At 68.9% G+C, this 23,198-nt stretch carries 24 protein-coding genes; 13 read left to right on the top strand and 11 right to left on the bottom strand.

Annotated elements, in window-relative coordinates; genetic code table 11:
* Positions 1–42 precede the first annotated feature (42 nt).
* Together CQ045_RS09200 and CQ045_RS09195 are read right to left on the bottom strand one after the other, a co-directional pair.
* The gene (locus CQ045_RS09200) at positions 43–897 is read right to left on the bottom strand and encodes a fumarylacetoacetate hydrolase family protein (protein ID WP_105722911.1); all 855 of its coding nucleotides are present in this window, start codon (positions 895–897) and stop codon (positions 43–45) included.
* Between the two features lie 13 nt (positions 898–910).
* Positions 911–1,888, bottom strand: coding sequence for a C-terminal binding protein (locus CQ045_RS09195; RefSeq protein ID WP_105722909.1), 978 nt, complete (start codon positions 1,886–1,888; stop codon positions 911–913).
* Between the two features lie 76 nt (positions 1,889–1,964).
* Here CQ045_RS09195 and CQ045_RS09190 point away from each other — a divergent pair, with 76 nt between their 5' ends.
* Positions 1,965–2,714: an SDR family NAD(P)-dependent oxidoreductase gene (locus CQ045_RS09190; RefSeq protein ID WP_105722907.1), complete on the top strand. Its 750-nt coding sequence runs from the start codon at positions 1,965–1,967 to the stop codon at positions 2,712–2,714.
* Positions 2,707–3,051, top strand: a complete 345-nt coding sequence (locus tag CQ045_RS09185) for a nuclear transport factor 2 family protein (protein ID WP_105722904.1) — start codon at positions 2,707–2,709, stop codon at positions 3,049–3,051. Before CQ045_RS09190 ends, CQ045_RS09185 begins: the two co-directional genes overlap by 8 nt.
* Here CQ045_RS09185 and CQ045_RS09180 read toward each other — a convergent pair.
* Positions 3,041–3,373, bottom strand: coding sequence for an SdpI family protein (locus CQ045_RS09180; protein WP_105722903.1), 333 nt, complete (start codon positions 3,371–3,373; stop codon positions 3,041–3,043). The two genes, CQ045_RS09185 and CQ045_RS09180, sit on opposite strands and share 11 nt — an antisense overlap.
* A gap of 71 nt (positions 3,374–3,444) precedes the next feature.
* On the bottom strand, positions 3,445–4,641 hold the full coding sequence (dinB, locus tag CQ045_RS09175) for a DNA polymerase IV (protein WP_105723235.1): 1,197 nt from the start codon (positions 4,639–4,641) through the stop codon (positions 3,445–3,447).
* Between the two features lie 118 nt (positions 4,642–4,759).
* Between dinB and CQ045_RS09170 the strand changes: the two genes are divergently transcribed.
* Positions 4,760–5,575, top strand: a complete 816-nt coding sequence (locus CQ045_RS09170; RefSeq protein WP_181156531.1) for a zinc-ribbon domain-containing protein — start codon at positions 4,760–4,762, stop codon at positions 5,573–5,575.
* Positions 5,576–5,632: 57 nt separating this feature from the next.
* On the opposite strand, the gene CQ045_RS09165 is transcribed toward CQ045_RS09170, so the two are convergent.
* Both CQ045_RS09165 and CQ045_RS09160 read right to left on the bottom strand, forming a co-directional pair.
* Positions 5,633–6,709, bottom strand: a complete 1,077-nt coding sequence (locus CQ045_RS09165; RefSeq protein ID WP_105722899.1) for an enolase C-terminal domain-like protein — start codon at positions 6,707–6,709, stop codon at positions 5,633–5,635.
* Positions 6,706–7,467 (bottom strand): SDR family NAD(P)-dependent oxidoreductase, encoded by a 762-nt coding sequence (locus tag CQ045_RS09160; RefSeq protein WP_105722897.1) that lies wholly within the window; start codon positions 7,465–7,467, stop codon positions 6,706–6,708. Before CQ045_RS09160 ends, CQ045_RS09165 begins: the two co-directional genes overlap by 4 nt.
* A gap of 107 nt (positions 7,468–7,574) precedes the next feature.
* On the opposite strand from CQ045_RS09160, the gene CQ045_RS09155 reads away from it, so the two are divergent.
* From CQ045_RS09155 to CQ045_RS09125, 7 genes are all read left to right on the top strand, one after another.
* A complete protein-coding gene (locus tag CQ045_RS09155; protein ID WP_146115217.1) occupies positions 7,575–8,495 on the top strand; it encodes a LysR family transcriptional regulator in 921 nt (306 codons plus the stop codon).
* A gap of 105 nt (positions 8,496–8,600) precedes the next feature.
* Entirely contained in the window at positions 8,601–9,557 is a 957-nt protein-coding gene (locus CQ045_RS09150) for a dihydrodipicolinate synthase family protein (RefSeq protein ID WP_105722893.1), read from the top strand.
* A complete protein-coding gene (locus tag CQ045_RS09145; RefSeq protein ID WP_105722891.1) occupies positions 9,550–10,599 on the top strand; it encodes an alpha-hydroxy acid oxidase in 1,050 nt (349 codons plus the stop codon). The genes CQ045_RS09150 and CQ045_RS09145 overlap by 8 nt, the downstream gene beginning before the upstream one ends.
* Entirely contained in the window at positions 10,596–10,994 is a 399-nt protein-coding gene (locus tag CQ045_RS09140; protein WP_219844405.1) for a RidA family protein, read from the top strand. The genes CQ045_RS09145 and CQ045_RS09140 overlap by 4 nt, the downstream gene beginning before the upstream one ends.
* Positions 10,995–11,018: 24 nt before the next feature.
* Positions 11,019–11,795: a basic amino acid ABC transporter substrate-binding protein gene (locus CQ045_RS09135; RefSeq protein WP_219844404.1), complete on the top strand. Its 777-nt coding sequence runs from the start codon at positions 11,019–11,021 to the stop codon at positions 11,793–11,795.
* 79 nt (positions 11,796–11,874) lie between these two features.
* Positions 11,875–12,534 (top strand): amino acid ABC transporter permease, encoded by a 660-nt coding sequence (locus CQ045_RS09130; protein WP_105722885.1) that lies wholly within the window; start codon positions 11,875–11,877, stop codon positions 12,532–12,534.
* Positions 12,531–13,265, top strand: coding sequence for an amino acid ABC transporter ATP-binding protein (locus CQ045_RS09125; protein ID WP_308737014.1), 735 nt, complete (start codon positions 12,531–12,533; stop codon positions 13,263–13,265). Before CQ045_RS09130 ends, CQ045_RS09125 begins: the two co-directional genes overlap by 4 nt.
* A gap of 30 nt (positions 13,266–13,295) precedes the next feature.
* Here CQ045_RS09125 and CQ045_RS09120 read toward each other — a convergent pair whose 3' ends face one another.
* Genes CQ045_RS09120 through CQ045_RS09100 form a run of 5 tightly spaced genes read right to left on the bottom strand, consistent with a single transcriptional unit; the run spans position 13,296 to position 19,775 of the window.
* Positions 13,296–14,681, bottom strand: coding sequence for a hypothetical protein (locus CQ045_RS09120; RefSeq protein ID WP_105722883.1), 1,386 nt, complete (start codon positions 14,679–14,681; stop codon positions 13,296–13,298).
* Positions 14,678–16,435: an ABC transporter ATP-binding protein gene (locus CQ045_RS09115; protein WP_105722881.1), complete on the bottom strand. Its 1,758-nt coding sequence runs from the start codon at positions 16,433–16,435 to the stop codon at positions 14,678–14,680. The genes CQ045_RS09120 and CQ045_RS09115 overlap by 4 nt, the downstream gene beginning before the upstream one ends.
* The gene (locus tag CQ045_RS09110; RefSeq protein WP_219844403.1) at positions 16,432–17,280 is read right to left on the bottom strand and encodes an ABC transporter permease; all 849 of its coding nucleotides are present in this window, start codon (positions 17,278–17,280) and stop codon (positions 16,432–16,434) included. Before CQ045_RS09110 ends, CQ045_RS09115 begins: the two co-directional genes overlap by 4 nt.
* A complete protein-coding gene (locus CQ045_RS09105) occupies positions 17,273–18,235 on the bottom strand; it encodes an ABC transporter permease (protein ID WP_105722877.1) in 963 nt (320 codons plus the stop codon). The genes CQ045_RS09110 and CQ045_RS09105 overlap by 8 nt, the downstream gene beginning before the upstream one ends.
* A 1-nt stretch (position 18,236) precedes the next feature.
* Positions 18,237–19,775 carry an ABC transporter substrate-binding protein gene (locus tag CQ045_RS09100; protein WP_105722875.1) on the bottom strand — a complete coding sequence of 513 codons (1,539 nt, stop codon included), beginning with the start codon at positions 19,773–19,775 and terminating at the stop codon, positions 18,237–18,239.
* A gap of 170 nt (positions 19,776–19,945) precedes the next feature.
* Here CQ045_RS09100 and CQ045_RS09095 point away from each other — a divergent pair, with 170 nt between their 5' ends.
* From CQ045_RS09095 to CQ045_RS09085, 3 genes are all read left to right on the top strand, one after another.
* The gene (locus tag CQ045_RS09095) at positions 19,946–20,653 is read left to right on the top strand and encodes a GntR family transcriptional regulator (RefSeq protein ID WP_258131010.1); all 708 of its coding nucleotides are present in this window, start codon (positions 19,946–19,948) and stop codon (positions 20,651–20,653) included.
* Positions 20,654–20,661: 8 nt separating this feature from the next.
* On the top strand, positions 20,662–21,504 hold the full coding sequence (locus CQ045_RS09090; RefSeq protein ID WP_105722873.1) for an SDR family NAD(P)-dependent oxidoreductase: 843 nt from the start codon (positions 20,662–20,664) through the stop codon (positions 21,502–21,504).
* Between the two features lie 155 nt (positions 21,505–21,659).
* Entirely contained in the window at positions 21,660–23,111 is a 1,452-nt protein-coding gene (locus tag CQ045_RS09085) for an APC family permease (RefSeq protein ID WP_105722871.1), read from the top strand.
* Positions 23,112–23,198: the final 87 nt, after the last annotated feature.

The raw sequence follows: 23,198 nt of genomic DNA, 5'->3' as shown, positions 1-23,198 counted from the left end.
GGAACCGTGCCCCGGACACAGGCCGCCGGGTGGGAGGTGGGATCAGGCCAGGTGCACCCGCTCGGTGTGCTGGTGCTGGCGACCGAGGCCCTCGATCTCGATCGTCATCTCGTCGCCGTCCTGCAGGTACGGGAACCGTCCGGAGAGCGCGACGCCCTGCGGGGTGCCGGTGTTGATCACGTCGCCGGGTTCGAGCACCAGATACTGACTCAGCTCGTGGACGATCTGCAGCACCGGGAAGATCATGTCGGCGGTCGAGGAGTCCTGACGCGGCTCGCCGTTCACGAACGACCGCAGTCGCAGCGCCTGCGGGTCGACCTCGTCCGCGGGAACGAGCGCGGGCCCCAGCGGGTTGAACGTCTCGGAGCACTTGCCCTTCGACCACTGCCCTCCCGACACGTCGAGCTGGTACGCCCGCTCCGACACGTCGTTCGAGATCGTGTATCCGGCGATGACCTCGCGCGCGGCATCCGGCGACGACAGGTACCGGGCGGTCTTGCCGATCACGATCGCCAGCTCGACCTCCCAGTCGACCTTCTCGGCGCCCGGCGGCAGCAGCACGACGTCGTTCGGGCCGACCACCGTGTTCGGGTGCTTGAAGAAGATGACCGGATGCTCGGGCGGCAGCGACCCGGACTCGGCCGCGTGCGCTGCGTAGTTCTGGCCGATGCAGACCACCGCGGCAGGACGCGCGACGGGGGCGCCGATGCGCAGTCCGTCGACGTCGACCGATGCCAGGGCGCCGCGGACCAGGGCCTCGCGCACGCGGGAGATGCCGTCGGACGCGAGGAACGCACCGTCGATGTCGGCGGTGAGGGGCGCGAGGTCGTAGACGACGCCCGCCTCGCGCGCATAGGGACGTTCGCGGCCGATCGGGCCGAGTCGCAGCAGCTCCATGATGATCCTTCGGTCAGCGCGCGGCGGCGGCGTAGGTCGGGTTGACGATCGGCACGGACTCGCCGGCGAGGTACCGGATGATGTTCTCCGCCGCATGGACGGGCAGATCCTCCAGCGCCTCGGGGGAGTACCAGGCGGCGTGCGGCGTGAGCAGCACCTGTTCGAGGTCGCGCAGCGGGGAGTCGGCGGAGAGGGGCTCCCCCGCGAAGACGTCGAGGGCGGCGGCGCCCAGGTGCCCGTCGCGCAGCGAGGTCGCGAGTGCGTCCTCGTCGATGAGCGGACCGCGGCACGTGTTCACGACGACCGCGCCCTGCTTCATGGTCGCGAGAGCGGTGGCATCGATCAGGTGCCGGGTGGCGTCGGTCAGCGGCACGTGCAGCGTGAGGATGTCGGCTCGCGCCACGGCATCCGGGATCTCGACGAGCTCGCAGCCGGCCTCGCGCACGGCGTCGGCGGCGGCGTAGGGGTCGGCGACGAGCACCCGGAACCCCAGGGCGCGGCATCCGCGGGCCACGATCGAGCCGATGCGGCCGAAGCCGAGCACCGAGACGGTGGTGGTCGACGGGCGCACGGCGAGCGGGCGGGCGTCGACGGCCTTCCAGGTGCCGGCGCGCACGGCGCGGTCGTAGGCCGGGAGGCCGCGGGCCTGCGTCATGATCATCGCGATGGTGTGCGCGGCGACCTCTTCGATGCAGTAGCTCGGGGTGTTCGCGACGGCGATGCCGCGGGCGGTGGCCGCCTCGACGTCGACCATGTCGTAGCCGATGCCGACGCGGCTGATGATGCGGAGGTTCGGCATCCGGTCCATCACCTCACCGGTGATCTGAGCCCACTGCACGACGAGCCCCTCGGCGTCGGCTCCGAGAGCGGCGATGTCTTCGAGCGCACCGGATGCCGCGCGCTCGGACCGCAGTCCGGCCTGCCGGAGGGTGTCCTCGATGACGGTTCCTGGAAGGTCGCAGTCGCTGACGAGGATGAAGGGCTCAGTCATGAGAGCGATGCTATAGCATCTAGCAAATAGATGTACAGCACTGCCGTTTGCCGCCATTTGCTATAGCATCGGACGCATGACTACACGCCGCGCTCTGATCACGGGGGCCAGTTCCGGTATCGGAACCGCCGCCGCCCTCGACCTCGCCCGCGAGGGCACCGCCCTCTGGATCACGTATGCCGGACGGGAGGCCGAAGCTCTGCGCGTCGCGGAGGAGTGCCGCGCCGCCGGATCGCCCGAGGTGCACGTCTCGCGCCTCGACCTGCGCGAACGCGAGTCGATCGACGCGCTGGTCGGCGAGATCACGTCCGCCTGGGGCTCACTGCACGTGCTCGTCAACAACGGCGGCGTGTGCCCTTACACGGCCTACGACGACATCGAGTTCGACGAGTGGGACCTGGTCCTCGAGACCAACGCCCGCGGAACCTTCTTCCTGACGCGCGGCGCCCTTCCGCTGCTCCGGGCCGCCGAGGGGGACCGCTCCGTGATCAACATCGCCTCGATCGCCGGCCAGGTCGGCGCGCTGCAGACCGGCATCCACTACGCCGCGAGCAAGGGGGCGATCCTCGCGATCACGCGCAGCTTCGCCCGGCACCTCGCGTCGGAGGGCATCCGCGTGAACGCGGTCACCCCCGGACCGGTCAAGAGCGCGATCACCGACCAGTTGCAGGGCGCAGGCCGCGAGAAGCTCGAAGCCGGCATCCCGCTCGGGGCGTTCGGCCAGCCGGAAGACGTCGCCTGGATCATCGCGTCCCTCGCGTCGGAGCGCGCCCGCTTCATCACCGGCGCCACCTACGACGTCAACGGAGGAGTGCGCATTGACTGACCGCGCCGCCCGCTCTGCCCTCGATACCGTGCAGGCGCAGCTCGACGCGTTCAACGCGCACGACCTCGACGCCTTCGTGGCCACCTATGCACCGGATGCCGTGATCACCGGCGTCGCCCCCGAACCCGTGGAGGGCTCGGCCGCGATCCGCGCGTTCTACGAGCCGCGGCTGCAGAACCCCGAACTCTCGTGCGTGATCGAGACGAGTGTGCTGTTCGGCAGCCGATGGGTCGTCGCGCAGGAGCAGGTCATCAACGCGGGTGTCGCGACCGAGACCATCGCGACCTTCGACGTGGAGGACGGACTGATCTCGCGCGCCTCGATGCTCAAGGCCTGAGGCGGGCGGCCTCGTTCGCCTGCAGGAGTGAGACGACGGACGTGGCGAGGAAGATCGCTGCGACCGCGACGACGGCGACGAGGGAGACAGTGCCTTCGGCGACGAGCGCGATGAGGGCTGCGACGGCGCTCGCAACGAAGCCGATCCAGACGGTCTTGGCGGCCGCTCGGTGGGATGCCGCCCACGCGGCGTCAGTTCTCATCGTGGCGTGCGTGCGGATCCCGGCGATCCGGTTGCGGCGCAGTCGGCCCCGGCTCGCGAGCTCCGTCAACACCGCGGTGAGCAGCAGCAGCGCGGGGAAGATCACGGCGATGACAGGCATGCCAGCAGTTTAGATCGACTCCTTCAGCCCTTCAGAAAGCGCGGTCGCAGCCTCGGAGTGCGCGAGGCGGCTCACTCGTGCTCGGGCAGGATCGGCGACGACCACCCAGGATCCCGGCCCAGCTGCGTCGCCCGCGACACCGACGCCGCACCGTAGCGATCGCGCAGGGTGTCGAGCACACCGTCGAGGCGGGCCTCGTCGCCCCAGTCGATCGGCAGCTCGGGCTGCACGCTCTCGGTGCGGTCGAGTTGCGACAGGGAGATGCCGATCAGGGTGATGCCGCGCGCGGTGATCTCGGCTTGCGCCGCGGCGAGCAGGGTGCGGGCCACGGTGAGCACGATGGCGGTGCGGTCGGTGGGTGCACGGAGCGAGCGTGAGCGCGTGGCCTTCGAGAAGTCGCCGAACCGCAGACGCAGCACGACGGTGCGGCAGACGCGGTCGCCGTCACGGAGGCGCCGAGCGAGCCGATCGACGATCTGCGTGAGGATGAGATCGAGTTCTTCGGCCGAGCGGGGGCGGCTGCCGAGCGCCCTCTGCGAGCCGACGGACCCGCGCCGCCGGGCGGTGTCGACGGGACGAGGATCCCGCAGCCGGGCCAGCGCGTGCACATGAGCGCCCGTCGCCTTGCCCAGCATCCGCTCCGCCGTCGCGGCCTCGAGTTCCGCGAGTTCTCCGACCGTGCGGATGCCGTAGCGGTGCAGCTTCTCGGCCGTCACGGCCCCCACTCCCCACAGTCGTTCGACCGGAAGGGGGAGCAGGAACTCCTCCTCCCGCTCGGGTTCCACGACCAGCAGGCCGTCGGGTTTGCTCACGGCGCTGGCGACCTTGGCGAGGAACTTGGTGCGCGCGACCCCGACCGAGATGGCCAACCCGGCCTCCGCGCGCACGCGTTCCCGCAGCCGCGCCGCGATCTGCTCCGGCGTGCCGGCGATGCGTCGCAGACCGCCGACCTCGAGGAACGCCTCATCGATCGAGAGCCCCTCGACGAGCGGTGTGGTGTCACGGAAGATCGCGAACACGTCTTTGCTCGCGGCGGAATAGGCGTCCATGCGCGGCGGGACGACGACGGCATCCGGGCAGAGCTCGCGCGCCTGTCGGCCGCCCATCGCCGTGCGGACGCCGCGGGCCTTCGCCTCGTAGCTCGCGGCCAGCACGACACCACCGCCCACGATCACGGGCCGACCGCGCAGTTCGGGCGCATCACGCTGCTCGACCGAGGCGTAGAACGCGTCGAGGTCGGCGTGCAGCACGGTGGCTTCCCCACGCATCCGTTCTCCCGTCGACGTGCGGATCGTCGCACGGACCGGGGACATCGGCGACGGTGTCGACAGCGGATGACGCGGTGTCGGTGCTCGCGGATATCGTCGGCGCGTGCCGGAACCGGTGATGCAGTGGTGGGCGCGACGGCAGTTCTCCCGCGGTCGCGCCGTTCCGTATGACGTGGGCACCTACCGTGCCGGATGGGCGGCGTACCCGGAGCTGATCCGTCAGTACCACCCCGAGCTCAACCACGGCATCGCGCTGTCGCAGGTCCCGCTCGCCGCCGATGTGCTGCTCTGCTGGGAGTGCCCCGTCGGCCATCGGTTCGCCGCCACCCCGACCGAGCAGCGCGAGCGCCCGGGACAGGTCCGGCGTCGCTCGGCGTGGTGCCCGGAATGCTCTGTGCTCGCGCGCCCGCAACCGGTCGTGCTCGGCGAAGCACGAGCCATTCCCCGCAAGCCCCGTCGCCCCGCACCCGCACTCTGCACCAAGACTCCCGACCTGCCCGCCGGCACCGCGTTCGTGAGCGAGTGCGCGCCGCGCCCCGCATCCGCGGTGGAAGGACGCCTGCGGGCGGAGCTCGGCGCACGGATCGAGTTCGACGCGACCGTGAACGCGGTGAAGGTGTCCCGGCCGTTCTTCCGCCACACGGAGGTCTGGCCCGACATCGTGTTCCCGGAGCTGCGGGTCGCGCTCGAGTACGACACGGTCGGGCGGCACGGCCTGGAGCACGTCGGCAAGCGGCAGGATGGCGATCTACGGAAAGACCGCGCTCTCCGCGCCGCGGGGTGGGAGGTGATCCGCATCCGCACCGGGAAGCTCGAGCCTCTCGGTCCGCACGACCTCGACCTGTCTTCGATCGGGGCGAAGAGCCTGGCCCGCATCATCGACGAACTGCGCGGGATCCGCGGCGCGCTCCTCGTGGACGCGTATCTGCGGTGACGGATGCCGCGGCTCCCGCCCACCCGACACGAGGCGCTGCGCGGGGAGCCTGTCCTCTCAGTCCGTCCCGAACCGGAAGACGCCGGGATCGAGCGTGAACCCGAGGCCCGCGGCATCCGTCGGCCGGACCCGCCCCTCGAACGACGGACCGCCGAGGACGAACGACGGCGCCGGGTCGTAGGGGTTGATGCCCCGCGCGAAGGTCTCGACACCGATGCCGAGGTGCGCGGTGACCTCGGGATAGACGTGCCCCGAGACGGGCACTCCGCGCTCGGCCGCCCAGGCGATCAGCTCGCGCGCCGGTGTCACGCCGCCGATCGCGACGACATCGAGGCGAAGCGCTTCGACTCCCCCGACCTCGACCAGCGCCTTCAGCACGGCAGGATCCGTGACCTCATCGCCGACAGAGACGGCCAGACCGGATTCGCGACGGATGCGCGCGACACCCGCGGCGTCTTCGGGCAGCAGCGGGTCTTCGAGCCAGGCCAGCTGCGGGTCGCCCCACTGCGCGATCTCGGCCAGGGCGGCATCAGCGTCCGGCCAGCCGAAGCCGACATCGACGATCAGGCCGATCCCCGCGGGCAGTTCGACGTTCAGCAGAGCGAGCAGCTCGCGCATATATGCCGGATCGGGAATGCGGGAGATCTTCACGTGCGTCCAGCCGCCGGCCTGCGCGAGGACCTCGTCGGCGACCTCGCGCGGAGCACGGTCGGGCGAGGGGTACGCGGCGACGAGGATCGAGTCCCGCGGGGCGTCTCCGGTGCCGAGCAACTTCCACAGCGGCGCATCCGCGCGCCGGGCCGCGATGTCCCACAGGGCGATGTCGACGAGGCCGATCGCCCGCCGCACCAGCCCGACCCGGCCGACGATGGCACTGCCGCGCAGCATCCGCTCCCACGTCGATGCGGGGTCGTGGGCATCGGCGCCGACCGCGTGCACGGCCACGAGGCGTTCGACGATCTCGGCCATCGGCGCCTCGCGCGACAGGCAGTATGCGACGCCGGTCGTGCCGTCGTCGGCGGTCGCCCGCACCGCGCTGTACTCGCGGCGGGTCACCGTCATCGCCCCCAGCTGCAGCGGAGCGGGAAGAGGCAGAGCGGCCGTAGCCGTCTCGATGCGCGCGACCGTGCTCATTCGGGCTTCTTCGCCAGAGGCACGCCGTAGTCGACCATGAAGCCGCCGTCGACGTAGAGGGTCTGTCCGTTCATGTAGCGGGACTGGTCGGAGACGAGGAAGCTGACCGCTGCGGCGATCTCGCTCGCCTCGGCCAGGCGCTTCGCGGGGATGCGCGACAGGATCGTGTCGAGGCTGAGGGTGCCGGCCTCGACACCCTGGCGGAAGACCCCTGTGTCGACGTAGCCGGGGGCCACCGCGTTCACCCGCACGCCGCGCGAGGCCCACTCGGCTCCGGCGGTCGAGGTCAGGCCGATCACCGCGGCCTTCGTGGTGGCGTAGGGCGCGCGTCCTGCCGAGCCGCGGGAAGAGATCGAGGAGATGTTGACGATGCGGCCTTCGCCGCGCTCCAGCATCCGCTTGCCGGCGGCCTGCAGCGCCGAGAAGACGCCGTGCAGGTTGACATCGACCACGGCGGCCCACTCGTCCCAGCTGAGGTCTTCGATGCCGCGGTGGCGCTGGATGCCGGCGTTGTTGACGAGCACCTCGATGGGTCCGAGCTCGGCCTCGATCTCGCCGAACACCCGGTCGACTCCGGCGTGGTCGGTCACGTCGAGCTCGCGCCACAGGATGCCGGCGGCGTCGTCGCCCGCCGTGAGTCCTGGCACCCGATCGGCGGCGACGACGAGGTAGCCGTCGGCCGCGAGACGCCGGCCGATCTCCCAGCCGATGCCGGCGGATCCTCCGGTGACGATGGCGACGGGGCGCTGCGCGGTCATGTCTCTCCTCAGCGTTTCAGGATTTGCTATAGCAAGTCTAGTCGGTCGCCCTGACACACGTCGAGGCCGGATGACCTGCCCTGCGCCGGGTATGGGAGAGTGATCGCGTGGGGAACATAGGCGCGAAAGACCCGACGATCCAGCAGATGCGCTGCTTCCTCGTGCTGGCGGAGGAACTGCACTTCGGCCGGGCGGCCGCGCGCCTGCACATCAGCCAGCCGCCGCTGTCCCGTCACATCCAGAGCCTGGAGAGCGCTGTCGGGGTGGCCCTTGTCAACCGCGCGGGTCGAAGGATCGACCTCACGCCCGCGGGCGAGGCATTCCGCAAGGAGTGCGAGCACGCGGTCAAACGCCTCGACCGGGCAGTGGGCCTCGCGCGCCAGGTCGCTGCGGGGCAGGCCGGCGATCTCGTCATCGGATACGTCGAACCCGTCGGCATCGATCTTCTTCCGCGGGTGCTCGGTGACTTTCGGGTCCTCCACCCCGACCACAACCTCCGCCTCGTGGAGATGCACACCCTCGCGCAGGTCGAAGCCCTCCTGGACGGACGGATCGACTGCGGACTCCTTCGCACGACGACCAGCTCATCGACGGAGCTGGAGTTCGACACCGTGTGGAAGGACGAACTGGTGATCGCCCTCTCCGAACGTCACGCTCTCGCACGCAGGAGCGCCGACCGGCTGCCGCTCGGCGCTCTCGAGGACGAGCCGCTCGTCGTCTACGAGAACTCGCTCGGCGTCGGCATGCTCACGGCGACTCTGGCGGCATGCTCGGACGCGGGATTCAGCCCCTCCATCTCGCACACGGCGAGCAGCACTCCGATGCTGCTGTCGCTCGTGGCCGGAGGCGAAGGTGTCGCTCTCGTCTCGAGCGAGATCGCGAAGGTTCCCCGCCCGGGTGTCGCCTTCCGCAAGATCGAGGGGCCGCGCGTCACCTCCGACGTCCTGATGGGCTGGCGACGAGCCGAGTACTCCCCGGCGCTCGACGACCTGCATCAGCTCCTTCGGAGCAAGAGCCTGCAACTTTGATACCTGAACAGGTATCAAAGTCGCGGGAATTGAGATCAGTTCGAATATCAAACTGCAATACCGTGAGTCTCACGAAGCTTTCGTGGCACCTGCGAGGAGGCAGTTATGAACCGGGACGATGTCCAGTGGCGAGGGTACTTCGCCGCACTCCCCACTCCCTTCACGAGAGAGGGCAGTCTCGACACCGCCGCGTTGCAGGACACCACGAAGCTCTTCATCGAGCAGGGTGCGCACGGACTCCTCGTGAACGGCAGCACGGGCGAATGGACCGCTCAGACCGTCGACGAACGTCGCCAGGTCGCCGAAGTCGTGATCGCCGAGGCCGACGGCCGGATCCCGGTTCTCGTCAGTGCGACAGCCCCCGATCTCGCCACCTCCGTCGCCTTGATCCGTCACGCCGACGTGGTCGGGGCGGACTCGGTCCTGCTCACTCCCCCTCCCGGCGCACGGCTGACGGATCCGGAGCTCGAGTGGTACTACCGGACCGCCTTCGGCGAGACGGGGCTCCCGACCTGGCTCTACAACTTCCCCCAGGAGAGCAACAGCAACCTGTCCATCCCGCTGATCGGGAAGCTCGCGCTGATCGAGAACGTCGTCGCCATCAAGCAGAGCTCTCCTGACGATCGCGAGTTCTACGAGACGATCCGCGCGGTGGGCGACCAGCTGGTCGTCTTCGGTCACATGCTCTCCCGCGTCGGGCTCGGACTGATCCACGCCCGCCAAGGGGGCGACGGCCACTTCGGGTCCGGGATGCCGCTGGGCGCGAAGATGCCGATGTTCTTCGAGCACGCCTGGCGCGGGGAGATCGACGAGGCCGCGCAGATCGCCGACCAGTTCGAGCAGCTGATGAAGGCCATCCGCCAGGGGGGCGATGGATACAACTGGCGCCACGGCGGGATGCAGGCCGCGCTCAAGGCGGTCATGAACCTCCAGGGGCAGTCCGGCGGCTATCCCCGCGAGCCGAAGCTGCCGATCACGGACTACGACGCACTGGAAGCGATCGCCACCGCGCTTCGCGGCGCCGGTATCGATCTCACCGACCGGAGGCGCTCGGATGTCTGACCTCATCCACCCGTTGGACGCGTACCGCGCTCAGGCCCGGGCGAACATGGAGCCGGCGGCGTGGGCCTACCTGAACGGCGGAGCGGTCGACGAGATCACCGTCCGACGCAACTCCGACTACTTCGCGGGCATCCGGCTCCTCCCGCGCGTCGGCGTGGATGTGGGGAACCTCGACACGTCGCAGCGGTTGTTCGGCATCGACATGCCGTTTCCGATCCTGTTGGCGCCGGCCGCCCTTCAGCGCCTGTTCGCAGACGCCGGCGAGCGCGGCACCGTGGAGGGCGCGAAAGCCGCCGATGCCGTCACGATCATCAGCATGGAGACGAGTGTCGCGACGCGCGAACTCGCACCGGCTGCCGGCCCGTTCCTGCAGCACCTCTACATCCAGCGCGATCGACAGCTGACGAGGGAACTGGTCCGCCTCGCGGAAGACGTCGGCGCCCGCGGCATCGTCGTCACCCTCGACAACCCGGTGCCCGGGATCCGCTATCGACAGGATGCGGGGATGATGGGGCTCCCCTCGGGCATCGGTCGCGCGAACCTCGAGTCGGGTGGCGTCCCCCTGCTCACGGGCGGCTACCTCGATCCGTCCGTCACGTGGGATGACGTCGAGTGGCTGGTGTCGCTGACCGACCTGCCCGTCATCGGCAAGGGGATCCTTCACCCGGACGACGCCGTGCGCGCCGTCGATGCCGGTATGGGCGGCGTGATCGTCTCCAATCACGGAGGCCGCAACATCGACACGGTCGCGCATCCGATGGAATGCGTCCGAGCGGTCTCCGACGCGGTCGCCGGGAGGGTGCCCGTGCTGCTGGACGGCGGCATCCGTCGGGGGACCGATGTCCTGAAGGCCCTGGCCTTCGGTGCGGACGCCGTGCTCATCGGGCGCCCCTACGTGTGGGGGCTCGCCGCAGCCGGGGCCGCGGGAGTCGCCGACGTCATCCGGATCATGCGCGAGGAGTTCGCCTCGGCGATGGCGATGTGCGGGATCGCCACCCTCTCGGACATCACCCCCGCCCTCATCGTCGGAAACGAGGCATGACCATGGAACGCCGGATCATCACCACCCCCCATGCTCCTGCCATCGGTGCGCAGTTCGCGCTCAGCCAGGCCGTCCGAATCGGCCCGTTCCTGCACACCTCCGGCCAGGTCGGTCAGGACCCGCACACGGGCGAACTCGTGCACGGCGGGTTCGCCGCACAGATGCAGCAGACTCTCGCCAACGTCACCGCGATCCTCGAGGCCGGCGGGGCGTCCCTCGAAGACGTCCTCATGATGCGGGTCTACGTCACAGACCCCGCCGCCCTCCCTGAGATGAACCGCGTCTACAGCGACTTCGTCGGCGCGGTGAAGCCGCCCCGCACGACGCTCGTCGTGGGTCTGCCCGGAACCTTCCTCGTCGAAATCGACGCGTTCGCCGTCGTGAAGCAGCTCTAGAAAGGAACAACCATCATGTTCAAGATGAAGTCAGTGCTGGGCACCGTCGCCGCAGCCACCGTGATCCTCGCTCTCTCCGCCTGCGGTGCGACCGACGCCGAGGGCGGCGGGGAGGGCGACATCGCACAGCCCCTGAAGATGGGCGTCATCAACAACTTCCCGCCGTTCGAGTACGTCGAAGACGGCGAGCTCACCGGATTCGACATCGAGCTCGTGAACGCCATCCTCGACGCAGAGGGCCTCGAAGGCGAGTGGGTCGTGATGGGGTTCGACGGCCTGATCCCTGCCTTGCAGTCCGGCCAGATCGACCTCGCCGTCTCGGACATCTCCGTCAACGAGGAACGCAAGGCCGTCGTCGACTTCAGCGATCCGTACTACAACGACGGTCAGGCCATCGCGGTCAAGGCCGGCAGCGACATCCAGTCGCTCGAGGATCTCGCCGGCAAGACGATCGTGTCGACCCAGGGCACCAGCGGCAACGTCGCCGCTCAGAAGGTCGCCGACGAATACGGTGCGACGGTCCAGACCCTCGCCTCGAGCGATGCGCTCTATCTCGCGGTGACCTCCGGTCAGGCCGATGCGCTGGTGATCGACACCTCGGCGATCCAGTACCGCATCGCCACCGACGGCGAGAGCCCCAGCATCGAGATGCTCGGGGACCCCATCGAATCCGCGCCCACCGCCATCGCCATCCCGAAGGGGAACGACGCACTCGTGGAGCGCTTGAACGCCGGGCTGAAGAAGATCAAGGACGACGGCACCTACGACGAGCTTCGCGCGAAGTACCTGCCCGAAAGCTAGTTCTCCGAGGCGGATGCGGTGCCGTGGCCTCGCTCGTCCCACCGCACCGCATCCGCTGAACGCTCAATGAAGAGGAATCATGCCCGAGTTCTTGCAAGTCATGATCGATGCGCTCCCGCTGCTGATGCAGGGCTTGGGGCTCACGATCTACCTGGCGGTCGTCTCCCTCGCACTTGCCACGGTCATCGGTCTCATCAGCGGACTCATGACGCTCTCCAAGCGCGTCTGGCTCTACGGCCCTGCCCGGTTCTACGTGAACCTCATCCGAGGCACACCGCTCCTCGTGCAGATTCTCTTCATCTACTTCGGCATCCCCGCGGTGATGAATGTGAAGCTCTCGCCGATCGTCGCGGGGATCATCGCGATCAGCTTCCACATCGGCGCCTACGTGTCGGAGGTCTTCCGGGCCGGCATCGAATCGGTCGACAAGGGCCAGACCGAAGCAGGCCGATCGCTGGGGATGACGCAGTTCCAGACGATGAGGAAGATCATCATCCCGCAGGCGACTCGCAGCATGATCCCGCCCATGATGAATCAGTTCATCATGGGCGTGAAGGACACGTCTCTGCTGGCCGTCATCGGGGTGGCGGAACTCACGCAGCGCGGACAGAGCATCTACGCGGTGAACTATCGCGCGTTCGAGATCCTGACCCTCGTCGCCCTCATCTATTTCATCCTCACCTACACGCTGTATCGACTCTCTCGAGTCGTCGAGAAGAAGTTCGGGGCCAGCCGATGACCACCATGATCCAGGTCCGCGACCTGCGAAAGTCCTTCGGGGAGAACGAAGTCATCCGCGGGGTCGACCTCGATGTCGAGAAATCGACGGTCAAGTGCATCATCGGTCCTTCAGGCTCCGGGAAGAGCACCGTCCTTCGCTGCCTCAATCTGCTGGAGGAGCCGACGTCCGGTTCCCTCACGATCGAAGGCGAGGACATCCTCGCGAAGGGCGCGAACGTCGACCGGGTCCGTCAGCGGATGGGAATGGTGTTCCAGCGCTTCAACCTCTTCCCGCACCTCACGGTCGCCGAGAACATCACGATCGCCCCCATGATGGTCGCGGGGGTCTCCAAGGCCGAGGCCCGCGACCGGACACGAGCATTGCTCGATCAGGTCGGTCTCGCCGAGAAGGTCGACGCCTACCCCTCCAGCCTCTCCGGTGGACAGCAACAGCGCGTGGCGATCGCCCGCGCGCTGGCGATGCAGCCGCACGTGATGCTGTTCGACGAGCCGACGAGCGCTCTGGACCCGGAGATGGTGCGCGAGGTGCTCGATGTCATGAAGCAACTCGTGGTGACCGGAATGACGATGGTGGTCGTCACCCATGAGATGGGCTTCGCGCGAGAGGTCGCGGATGAGGTGATCTTCTTCGAGCAGGGCAAGATCGTCGAATCCGCCCCTCCCGGTCAGCTGTTCGATCATCCAGCCGAAGACCGGACGCGCGCCTTCCTGTCCAAGGTTCTGCACTAGACCGGCCGGCTCGCAGAGCCGGACGCGCGGTCAGCCCCGGAGAAGGTCCCCGACGACCTCGACGATGTGCTCCTCGAGCAGGTCGAGCGCGCCGGGAGCCAGCGGCGTCTGCCAGGCCTGGTACGCCCCGCGGTCGTACGCGTCGCGGGTGGGCAGGTACACGAAGCCGGGACCGTTCGTGAGGTTCATCACGACGATCGGCGTCTCCGGGAAGCGGGCCCGCAGCGTGGTCTGCAGACGCGAGTACGCCTCGCCCGGATGCCCGACGATCACGGCATCCCCGAGCCGCCAGGCCCAGACCGGATGCTGCACCGTCGGCCCGTCGATGTACCCGTCGCGCAGATTGCGCGCGCGACCGAGGCGTTCCTCGCGCGAGCGCGGGTCGATGTCCTTCCACTCCTCGGCGAGCTCGTCGAGCGTCGGGAGGTCGCGCAGCGGCAGCTCCACCGCGGTCTGCGATGCCGCCGCCCCCTCCCCGCCCGAGACGGGGCGCCCGGCCCAGATCGCCAGCGGAGCGCCCGACTCCACGACGCCCTCGAGGGTCAGCTCCTCGCCCGGAGCGGGCAGCGAGTCGAGGGCGGCGAGCACCGCGTGACCGAGCGAGCGTCCGTGACGGTCGGCGACCGCGACCTCGCCGGTGTACTGCTCCCGCGGGGCCAGCTCGCCCGACGCCCCCTGCACGAACAGGCACGGCGCATCCGTGGCGGCCTCGACGATCTCGCGCATCGCACCGACGTAGTCCGGCGACACCTCGCGGTTCTGCCAGGCGAGCGTCGTCGGGTGGCACGCGTAGTTGACGAGCGTCGCGCGCACCGCTCCGTCGACGCTGAGCCGGCCGATCGTGACGGTGTCGTCGGCCTCGCCCGCGGGGTTGTAGCCCACCAGCGCACGACCGTCGACGTCGAGCTCGCGATCGGCCGCCAGCGTGCAGCGGCCGCTCGTCCACTCGATGAGTCCGGGAACGGCGCGGTCGAGGGCCTCCCGCCCTGCCGAGATGCCCGCTGCGGCGAGCGCCTCGAGGTATCCGGGGATCAGCTCTCCGCCCGGGAGGTGCGCGTCGGCCGCGCAGAGCACGGCACCGGCGTGAGTGTGCGAGAGCGAGAGCATCAGCTGGTCGGGGTCGAGCCCGAGGCCGGAGAGGATCGCTCCGCGCACCCCTTGCTCGTCGGCGACGCGACGCCACCAGGTGCCGTCGACCGCGAGCAGCACGCGCGGGCGATCGTCGGCCGCGATCACGGCGAGTGCGGTGAGCTCGAACGGTCGGTGCGCGCCCTCGGAGCGCTCCCAGTCGGCGGGTCCCCAGTTCTTGGCGCGGATGCCGGCGGGCGGGGTGATGTCGCGCCGGGCGACGCCGATGCGCGCCCGGGTGCGGGGGATGCGGATGCGATCGCCGATCGCGGTGGCGGTCTTCGTCATCGTGTCTTCCCTCCCACGCCGGCCGGAATCACACCCGTGCCCACTCCCTGAGCCTGCCAGAGCGCGGCGGCCTCCGCCCGTCGGCGACGCTCCAGCACCGGGTCGGCCACCGGGATCGCGGCCATGAGCCCTCGGGTGTATTCGTGCTGGGGGTTCGCGAACAGGGCGTCGCGGGCGCCGATCTCCACGATCCGTCCCTGCTGCATCACGGCCACCGTCGACGACATGTACCGGATGACGGCGAGGTCGTGACTGATGAAGAGGTACGTGAGCCCGAGCTCTGCCTGCAGCTCGCGCAGCAGGTTGAGCACCTGCGCCTGGATCGACACGTCGAGCGCCGACACCGACTCGTCGAGCACGAGGAACTCGGGCTCGAGCACCAGCGACCGTGCGATCGACACGCGCTGGCACTGGCCGCCCGACATCGAGCGCGGCAGCCGGTGGGCGAACTCCTCGTCCAGCCGCACGCGGTGCATGGCCTCGCGCACCTTCTCGGCACGGGTCGCCCGGTTGCCGATGCCGTGCGCGAGCAGCGGCGCCTCGATGATCTGCGTGACGGTCTGGCGACGGTTCAGTGCGGAGAACGGATCCTGGAACACCATCTGCATCCGCCGCCGCAGGTGCCGCAGCTCCTCCCCGCGCATCTCGTGCGGGCGATGCCCGTCGAACACCACGGCTCCGGCATCGATCCCGCCGAGCGCGAGCACGGCCTTCGACACGGTCGACTTGCCCGAGCCCGACTCTCCCACGAGCCCCACGGTCTCGCCGCGGTGGATCTGGAACGACACGTCGTCGACCGCGGTCACCCGTCGGCCGGAGCCGAGCGTGAACACCTTCGACACGCCCTGCACGTCGACCAGCACGTCTCCCGATTCCCGGGCGCGGTCGACGGCGCTGATCGAGCCCGCCTCGACGACCGGCTCGGTGCCGCGTTCGAGAACCTCGGCCGCGGTGCGGATCGGCTCGTGCACATCGATCGTGAGGTCGACCACGGCGCCGAGCAGCGCCTTCGTGTACGGATGCTCCGGCTCGGCGTAGAGCCTGTCGACCGGAGCCTCCTCGATCACCCGGCCGTGCCGCATCACGTGGATGCGCTCGCAGAAGCCGGCCGCGACGCCGAGGTCATGCGTGATGAGCACGACCGCGGTGCCGTGCTCATCGGCCAGACGGTCGAGCAGATCGATGATGCGCGACTGCGTCGTGACGTCGAGAGCGGTGGTCGGCTCGTCGGCGATCAGCACCGCCGGCCGTGACGACATGGCCATCGCGATCATGACGCGCTGGCGCATGCCGCCCGAGAACTCGTGCGGATACTGGGCCAGGCGCTCCTCGGGAAGCGGCACGCCGACCTCGGTCAGCAGCTCGACGGTTCTGGCGCGGGCCGCCTCCTTCGAGACCCGGTCGTGCAGGCGGATCGCCTCGACGAGCTGGTGCCCGATGGTGCGCACGGGGTTGAGCGACGACATCGGGTCCTGGTAGACCATCGCGATCTCCCCGCCGCGCACGCGGGTCATCTCGCGCTTGCTGAGCGTGAGCAGCTCCCGATCGCGCAGGCGGATGCTGCCGCCGAGCTTCGCGCCGTCGTTGAGGCGCATGATCGACAGCGCCGTGAGCGACTTGCCCGAGCCGGACTCGCCGACCAGACCGATCCGCTCGCCGGGGCGCACCGAGAACGAGATGCCCTTGACCGGCATCGCGTCGCCGTAGGAGACGGTGAGGTCCTGCACCTGCAGGACGGGCGTGGCATCCGTCATCGGCCCTTCCCCTTCCGATCGCCGCCGAACTGATCGGCGAGCACGTTGAGCAGCCAGATGGTGACGAAGATGAACAGCGCGGGGAACAGCACGTACCCGATCGACTGGTACATCTTCTGGTAGCCCTGCTGCACGAGCGTGCCCCAGGTCGCCTCGGGCGGCGCGATGCCGAGTCCGACGAAGCTCATCGAGGCCTCGAGCAGGATCGCGTTGGCGGCGTTGATGGCGGCCTGCACCACGATCGGCCCGCGGGCGTTCGGCAGCACCTCGGCGAACAACAGCCGGCTGCGCTTCGACCCGAAGGCGACCGCGGCCGTGAAGTAGTCCTCCTGCAGCTCGCTCAGGACCGAGGAGCGAACCAGTCGCGCCGTGGTCGGAGTGAGCAGGATGCCGATGATCACGGCCAGCTTGACCGGATCGGCCCCGAACGCCGAGATGAACACGAGCGCGAAGAGGATCTGCGGGATCGCCATCACCGTGTCGGCCAGGCGCATCAGGATCTCATCGAGGATGCCGCGGGCGAACGCCGCCGCCATCCCCCAGGCGATTCCGAGCACCATGGCGACCAGGGTCGCGCCGCCCGCGATGAAGATCGTCAGCTGTCCGCCGTAGAGCACGCGGCTGAACAGGTCGCGGCCGAGCTCATCGGTGCCGAACAGGTGGGCGGCCGAGGGCCCGGCGAACCGGTCGGGCGACTGCGCCGAGGGGTCGTACGGGGCGATGAGCGGCGCCAGCACGCAGGCCAGCACGATCACGGCGAGGAGGGCCAGCGGGATCCACGACGCGAGCGCGAGCCGGCGGCGCGGCCGCGTGGAGCGCAGAGCGAGTGTGAGGGTGTCAGCCACGGCTGCTCCTTGCACGAAGACGCGGGTCGAGCACTCCGTAGAGGAGGTCGACGATGAGCGTCGTGAGGATGAACATCGCGGAGATCAGCAGCACGACCGACTGCAGCACCGCGTAGTCGCGCTTGAACACGGCATCGATCGCGAGCGAGCCGAGCCCGGGGACCCCGAACACGTACTCCACGATCACGACGCCGCCGAGCGTATAGCCGACGATGAGGCCGAGCATCGTGAGCCCGGGGATCAGCGCGTTGCGCAGCGCGTGGCCGATCACGACCCCGCTCGCCGACTGACCCTTGCCGCGGGCGGTGCGGATGTAGGGGGCGTCGAGCACCTCGACCATCGAGGCCCGAAGGAACCGCATCAGCAGCGGAGCCGCGGCGAAGGCGAGGGTGAGGGCGGGGAGGATCATCCGCACGAGGTTGTCCGCCGGGTCTTCGCTGAACGGCGTGTAGCCGCGGGCGGGCAGCACCTTGAGCTGCACGGCGAAGACCACGATCAGCACGATGCCGATCAGGAACTGCGGCAGCGCCATGCCTGCGGTGGAGATCGCGGTCAGCACGCGGTCGACCGCACCGAGCGGGCGCAGCGACGCGATCACCGCGGCGGGCGTGGCGATGAGCACGGCCAGCACGATGCCGATGAGGGTGAGTTCGAGCGTGGCGGGAAGCCGCTGCGCGATGAGTTCGGACACCGAGTACTGGTTGAAGTACGACTGTCCGAAGTCGCCGGTGAAGACACCGCCGATCCAGCGCAGGTACTGCTCGATGATGGGGGCGTCGAGGCCGGCCTCCTCGCGGAGGCGCTGGAGCATCTCGGCATCCACGCCCGGCGTCGAGCCGAGGCGGGTGATCACGGGGTCGCCCGGGAGCAGCCGGAGCACGACGAACACGAGAAGCGAGGTGGCGATCAGCATCGCGATGCTGATCGCCACCCGCCGGAGGATGGACAGGGCCACGTCAGTCCTTGAGCTGCGCGTTCTCGAGGTGAAGCTGTCCGCCGCCCTCGACCCAGACCCCGGTGACGCCGGTGCTGGTCGCGGTGACGACCGTGGACTGCAGCGGGACGATCAGCGGAACCTGCTGGTTGATGATCGTCTGCACCGTGCTCCACTTCTCGGCGCGCGCGGCCTCGTCGGGCTCGGCCACGGCGTCGGCGAACGCGGTCTGGAAGTCGGGGTCGACCCAGTTGCACTCGCAGCGGCCCTCGAGGTAGAAGTTCAGCGAGTACGCGGGCTCCGGGGGCGTGGACTGGAAGTTCGGCACGATGTACCCGGGGAAGCTCTTGCCCGCCGGGTAGAACGAGTCGACCCAGGTTCCGATGTCGTTGTTGTCGATCTTGAGGGTGATGCCGATCTCCTTCAGGCTCGCCTGCAGGATCTCGCCGCTCGTGTTCCACTCCGGGTACTGCCCCGCGACGCCCCACCAGGTGAGCGTGCTGCCCTCGGTGACGCCGGCCTCGGCGAAGAGTTCCTTCGCCTTCTCGAGGTCGTACGAGTAGTCGGTCAGGTCGCCGCCGAACCAGGGGTTCACCTCGCCGAGCGCGTTGTTCGTGGGCGAGACCGTGCCCTGCCCGTAGTACGCGGCTTCGAGGATGGCCTCGCGGTCGGTCGCATAGGCGAGCGCCTGCCGCGCACGCACGTCGTCGAAGGGCGCCGATTGGGTGTCGACCTCCCACGACGGCCACTGGCTCGGGTTCTCCGGCTTGACGAGCGCGATGTCGCCACCGCCCTCGAGGCCTGCGACATCACCCTGGGGCACCGACCACAGCACATCGATGTCGCCGGAGCGCAGACCGGTGACGGCGGCGGTGGACTCGGCGGCCTTGACGATGGTGATCTCGCCGAGTGCGGGCTCGTCGCCGAAGTACTCGGGGTTCGGGACCAGGGTCAGGCTGTCGTCGGGCGTGAACTTGTCGACGATGTAGGGGCCGGTTCCGATCGGCTCCTTGTCGATCGTGTCGAGCGCGTCGACGTCGAGCATCTTGACCCAGACGATACCGGCGGCGAAGGTCGCGATCGGCTCGGACAGGGTGACCACGACGGTCTTGTCATCGGATGCCGTGACATCCGTGATCATGTCGATCTTGTTCTTCTCCTGCGTCGCAGTCTCGGGGTCGAGGTAGTACTCGAACGAGGCCACCGCATCCTCCGCCGTGAAGGGGTCGCCGTTCGAGAAGGTGACGCCGTCACGCAGGGTGAAGGTCCAGGTCTTCTGGTCCTCGGAGGTCTCCCACTTCTCGGCGAGGTCGCCCACGATCTCGCCGGACTCGTCGGTCTTGGTCAGACCGTTCCACAGGAGTGGGAACAGCACCTCCTCCCAGGCGAAGGTGCGGATGGCCGGGTTGAGCTGCGGGATGCCCTGCGCCGCGGCGACGGTCAGGGTGCCGCCGTCCTGCGCCTGGCCATCCGAGCCGGATGGGGTGCTGCTGCAGCCAGCGGTGAGGAGCGCGGCGGTGAGCAGCGCTGCTCCGCCGAGCAATACACGACGACGCGACATGGGTGCCTCCAGGTGTCGGGTGATGCGTTCGGGTCGGGAAGGGTTTCGCTATAGCATGTAGCAAAACGGACGCCTCGTCTAGTGCGAATCGATCGGATGCGGTTACGTTCTCGTTACGCTCTCCGGACCGTCATCCCGCCGCCGCGACGAATCTGCCATAGCATCGGTCGATGCAGGAACTCGTCCGAGAGCCGCTCGCGGCTTCCGGCACAGACAGGAGAGCCACGGTGCGCAGCGTCTCGGATCAGAACATCGCCGAACAGGTCACGGACGAGCTGCGCGCCGCCATCCACTCCGGCGAACTCGCTCCCGGCGAGCGCCTCGTCGAACGCAAGCTCGCCGACCGCCTCGGCGTCAGTCACATCCCGGTACGCGAGGCGCTGACCCGCCTCGCCGAAGAACGCCTCATCACCCGTGAGCCCCGCCGCGGCGCCCGCGTCGCCCAGTTGAGCGCCCAGGACCTCGAGGAGATCTCGAGCCTGCGGATCGTGCTCGAGCAGTTCATGGCCATCCGCGTGCAGGAGCGGTGGAACGAGGACTCCGCCGCTCGACTCGGCGCGATCATCCAGGCGATGTCGGATGCCGCGCCCGGCGACATCGACGAGGTGCTCCGCCAGGACCGCCTCTTCCACGAGACGCTCGCCGACCTCGCCGAGCACCGATTCCTCGATGAGCTGAGCGGGCAGCTGCGTGGGCGCATCACCGGCTTCCTGCACGCCGCGAACGCCGCGCTCGACCCCGCCGAGCAGGAGGAGCACGTGCGCAGCCACCAGCAGATCGTCGACGCCATCGCGAGCGGCGACCCCGATCGAGCGCAGGCCGTGATCGCCGAGCACGTGACCCGAGCCGTGCGGCGCATCACCCCTTCGGCCGACTGACCCGCACCGTGCCCGCGCAGACGATCGTCCTCACCGGAGCATCCGACGGCATCGGAGCCGCTGCCGCCCGCCAGCTGGCCGGCTCACCGCACCGACTCCTCCTGGTCGGCCGCTCGGTCGAGAAGACCCGCGCGATCGCGGAGGAGACCGGCTCGGACTGGTTCACCGCCGACTTCGCCCGCCTCGACGATGTGCGTGCTCTCGCCGGGAAGATCGCGGATGCCGTCGGCGACGACGGCATCCACACGCTGGCGAACAACGCCGGCGGGATCTTCGGGGACCAGACCCCGACCGTCGACGGGTTCGAGAAGACGATGCAGGTCAATCACCTGGCGCCGTTCCTCCTCACGAACCTGCTGCTCCCGCAGCTGCGGAAGGCCGAGGGCGCGGTCATCAACACCTCGAGCATCGGCCACCGCCTCTTCGGGCACATCGACGTCGACGACCTCGACAACGCGCGCCGCTTCAGCCCGAACAAGGCGTACGGCGACGCGAAGCTCGCGAACGTGCTCTTCGCCAAGAGCCTGCACACGAAGTTCCATGCGCGTGGACTGAGCGCGGTCGCGTTCCACCCCGGCACCGTGCGCACGAACTTCGCCGCGGACTCCTCGAGCATCATGCGACTGCTCTATCGCACCCCGCTCAAGCACCTCATGCTCATCGGAGCCGACAAGGGCGGCGCCACCCTGCGCTGGTTCATCGAGGGAACGCCCGGCGACACCTGGTTCTCGGGCGCGTACTACGACGAGCGCACGCTCACCACGAAGGTCAACCCGCAGGTGAACGACGCCGCTCTCGCCGAATCCCTCTGGCAGCGCAGCGCCGAACTCGTCGGCATCCCCGCGCACTGAGCCGCTCCGGTCCCGCACCCGGCCGCATCTCCGCCGAATACTGGCCAGAAGTCTGATTGAGCGTCGACCGACGCGAGCGTAACGTGTTACCGGTTAACCCGCTCAGCCATTCGCACCTTCGCGCGCCCGCGCGCGGACACCTCAGGGAGGCAAGGATGCCCCGAACGAATCCGAAGAATCCGGCGTACTCCATCTGGCGACGCAAGCCCGTCGGCGATCTGACGGAGGAGGCGGAGAGCAGTGGGCTCTTCAAGTCCCTCGGGCTCTGGCAGCTCACCGCGATCGGCGTCGGCGGCATCGTCGGAGTCGGGATCTTCTCGCTCGCCGGCCTCGTCGCGCACGGCGACGCCGCGAACCCCGGTGTCGGACCCGCCGTCGTCATCTCCTTCCTCATCGCCGGGCTGGCCTCGGCGGCCGCCGCGCTCTCCTACGCGGAGTTCGCGGGCATGATCCCCCGCGCCGGATCGGCGTACAGCTACGGCTACGTCGCCCTCGGCGAGATCACCGGCTGGTTCATCGGCTGGGATCTGCTCCTGGAATACGTGGCCATCGTGGCCGTCGTGGCGATCGGGATCTCCGGCTATCTCGACGCGTTCCTCTCCGGCTTCGGCATCCACCTGCCGACCGCGGTCACCGAGACGTTCGACCAGCCGGGCGGGCTCGTGAACATCCCGGCGATCGTCATCTGCCTGCTCGTGACCTTCCTCCTCAGCCGCGGCACCAAGACGTTCGGTCGGTTCGAGCTGGTCGCGGTCGGGATCAAGATCCTGCTGATCCTGTTCATCGTGGGGCTCGGCGTCTTCTACATCAACACCGACAACTACAACCCGTTCATGCCCTCCGGCTTCGGCCCGGTCTTCACGGGAGCGGCGACGGTGTTCTTCGCCGTGTTCGGCTACGACGCGATGAGCACCGCAGCCGAGGAGGCGAAGGACGGACGCAAGCACATGCCCAAGGCGATCATCCTGTCGCTCATCATCGCGATGCTCCTCTACGTCGCCGCGACGCTGGTGCTCACCGGCATGCAGAACTACCAGGACATCGATCCGAAGGCCGGCTTCGCCTCGGCGTTCTCCAGCGTGGGGCTGCCCGTCGTCGCCTCGATCATCTCCGTGTTCGCGGTGCTCTCGATCCTCACGGTCATGCTCACCTTCCTGCTCGGCGCCACCCGGGTGTGGTTCTCGATGAGCCGCGACGGACTGCTCCCCGGGTGGTTCTCGAAGGTCGACCGCCGCGGTGTGCCACAGCGGGTGACCTGGATCGCCGGCATCGGCTCGGCGTTCTTCGCGGGCATCTTCCCGATCCGGGCCGTCGCCGACCTGACGAACATCGGCATCCTGGCGGCATTCGTCGTCGTGTGCATCGCCGTCATCGTGTTCCGGTACACGAAGCCGGAGGCCCCGCGCACGTTCCGGCTGCCGTTCATGCCGGTGGTCCCGATCGTCGGCGTCGCCTTCTCGCTCTTCCTCATCTCGCAGCTGCACTGGGAGACCTGGCTGCGCTTCGGCGTCTGGCTCGTGATCGGCCTCGTCGTGTACTTCGCCTACGGTCGCCGCCACTCGCTGATGAACCCGGATAGCCCGCGCCGCCGGCGCACACCCGAGTAGCCCGGCACCGCTTCCGAAGGAGAACTCCCGTCGTGAAGGACCAGGATCGGCAGATCCTCCTTCACGACGGGGGTTCTTCTCCGTGCG

It is taken from the genome of Microbacterium sp. MYb66, from assembly GCF_002979435.1.
GTDB lineage: Bacteria > Actinomycetota > Actinomycetes > Actinomycetales > Microbacteriaceae > Microbacterium.
This window is presented reverse-complemented; position numbering and strand designations above follow the sequence as displayed.

Coding starts and splice junctions, on each gene's coding strand:
- CQ045_RS09160 (WP_105722897.1), bottom strand. CDS start 7,467: ATGACCGCGCAGCGCCCCGTCGCCATCGTCACCGGAGGATCCGCCGGC.
- CQ045_RS09195 (WP_105722909.1), bottom strand. CDS start 1,888: ATGACTGAGCCCTTCATCCTCGTCAGCGACTGCGACCTTCCAGGAACC.
- CQ045_RS09140 (WP_219844405.1), top strand. CDS start 10,596: ATGACCATGGAACGCCGGATCATCACCACCCCCCATGCTCCTGCCATC.
- CQ045_RS09200 (WP_105722911.1), bottom strand. CDS start 897: ATGGAGCTGCTGCGACTCGGCCCGATCGGCCGCGAACGTCCCTATGCG.
- CQ045_RS09130 (WP_105722885.1), top strand. CDS start 11,875: ATGCCCGAGTTCTTGCAAGTCATGATCGATGCGCTCCCGCTGCTGATG.
- CQ045_RS09100 (WP_105722875.1), bottom strand. CDS start 19,775: ATGTCGCGTCGTCGTGTATTGCTCGGCGGAGCAGCGCTGCTCACCGCC.
- dinB (WP_105723235.1), bottom strand. CDS start 4,641: ATGCGTGGGGAAGCCACCGTGCTGCACGCCGACCTCGACGCGTTCTAC.
- CQ045_RS09165 (WP_105722899.1), bottom strand. CDS start 6,709: ATGAGCACGGTCGCGCGCATCGAGACGGCTACGGCCGCTCTGCCTCTT.
- CQ045_RS09150 (WP_105722893.1), top strand. CDS start 8,601: ATGAACCGGGACGATGTCCAGTGGCGAGGGTACTTCGCCGCACTCCCC.
- CQ045_RS09190 (WP_105722907.1), top strand. CDS start 1,965: ATGACTACACGCCGCGCTCTGATCACGGGGGCCAGTTCCGGTATCGGA.
- CQ045_RS09135 (WP_219844404.1), top strand. CDS start 11,019: ATGAAGTCAGTGCTGGGCACCGTCGCCGCAGCCACCGTGATCCTCGCT.
- CQ045_RS09085 (WP_105722871.1), top strand. CDS start 21,660: ATGCCCCGAACGAATCCGAAGAATCCGGCGTACTCCATCTGGCGACGC.
- CQ045_RS09115 (WP_105722881.1), bottom strand. CDS start 16,435: ATGACGGATGCCACGCCCGTCCTGCAGGTGCAGGACCTCACCGTCTCC.
- CQ045_RS09095 (WP_258131010.1), top strand. CDS start 19,946: ATGCAGGAACTCGTCCGAGAGCCGCTCGCGGCTTCCGGCACAGACAGG.
- CQ045_RS09170 (WP_181156531.1), top strand. CDS start 4,760: ATGCAGTGGTGGGCGCGACGGCAGTTCTCCCGCGGTCGCGCCGTTCCG.
- CQ045_RS09120 (WP_105722883.1), bottom strand. CDS start 14,681: ATGACGAAGACCGCCACCGCGATCGGCGATCGCATCCGCATCCCCCGC.
- CQ045_RS09180 (WP_105722903.1), bottom strand. CDS start 3,373: ATGCCTGTCATCGCCGTGATCTTCCCCGCGCTGCTGCTGCTCACCGCG.
- CQ045_RS09145 (WP_105722891.1), top strand. CDS start 9,550: ATGTCTGACCTCATCCACCCGTTGGACGCGTACCGCGCTCAGGCCCGG.
- CQ045_RS09125 (WP_308737014.1), top strand. CDS start 12,531: ATGACCACCATGATCCAGGTCCGCGACCTGCGAAAGTCCTTCGGGGAG.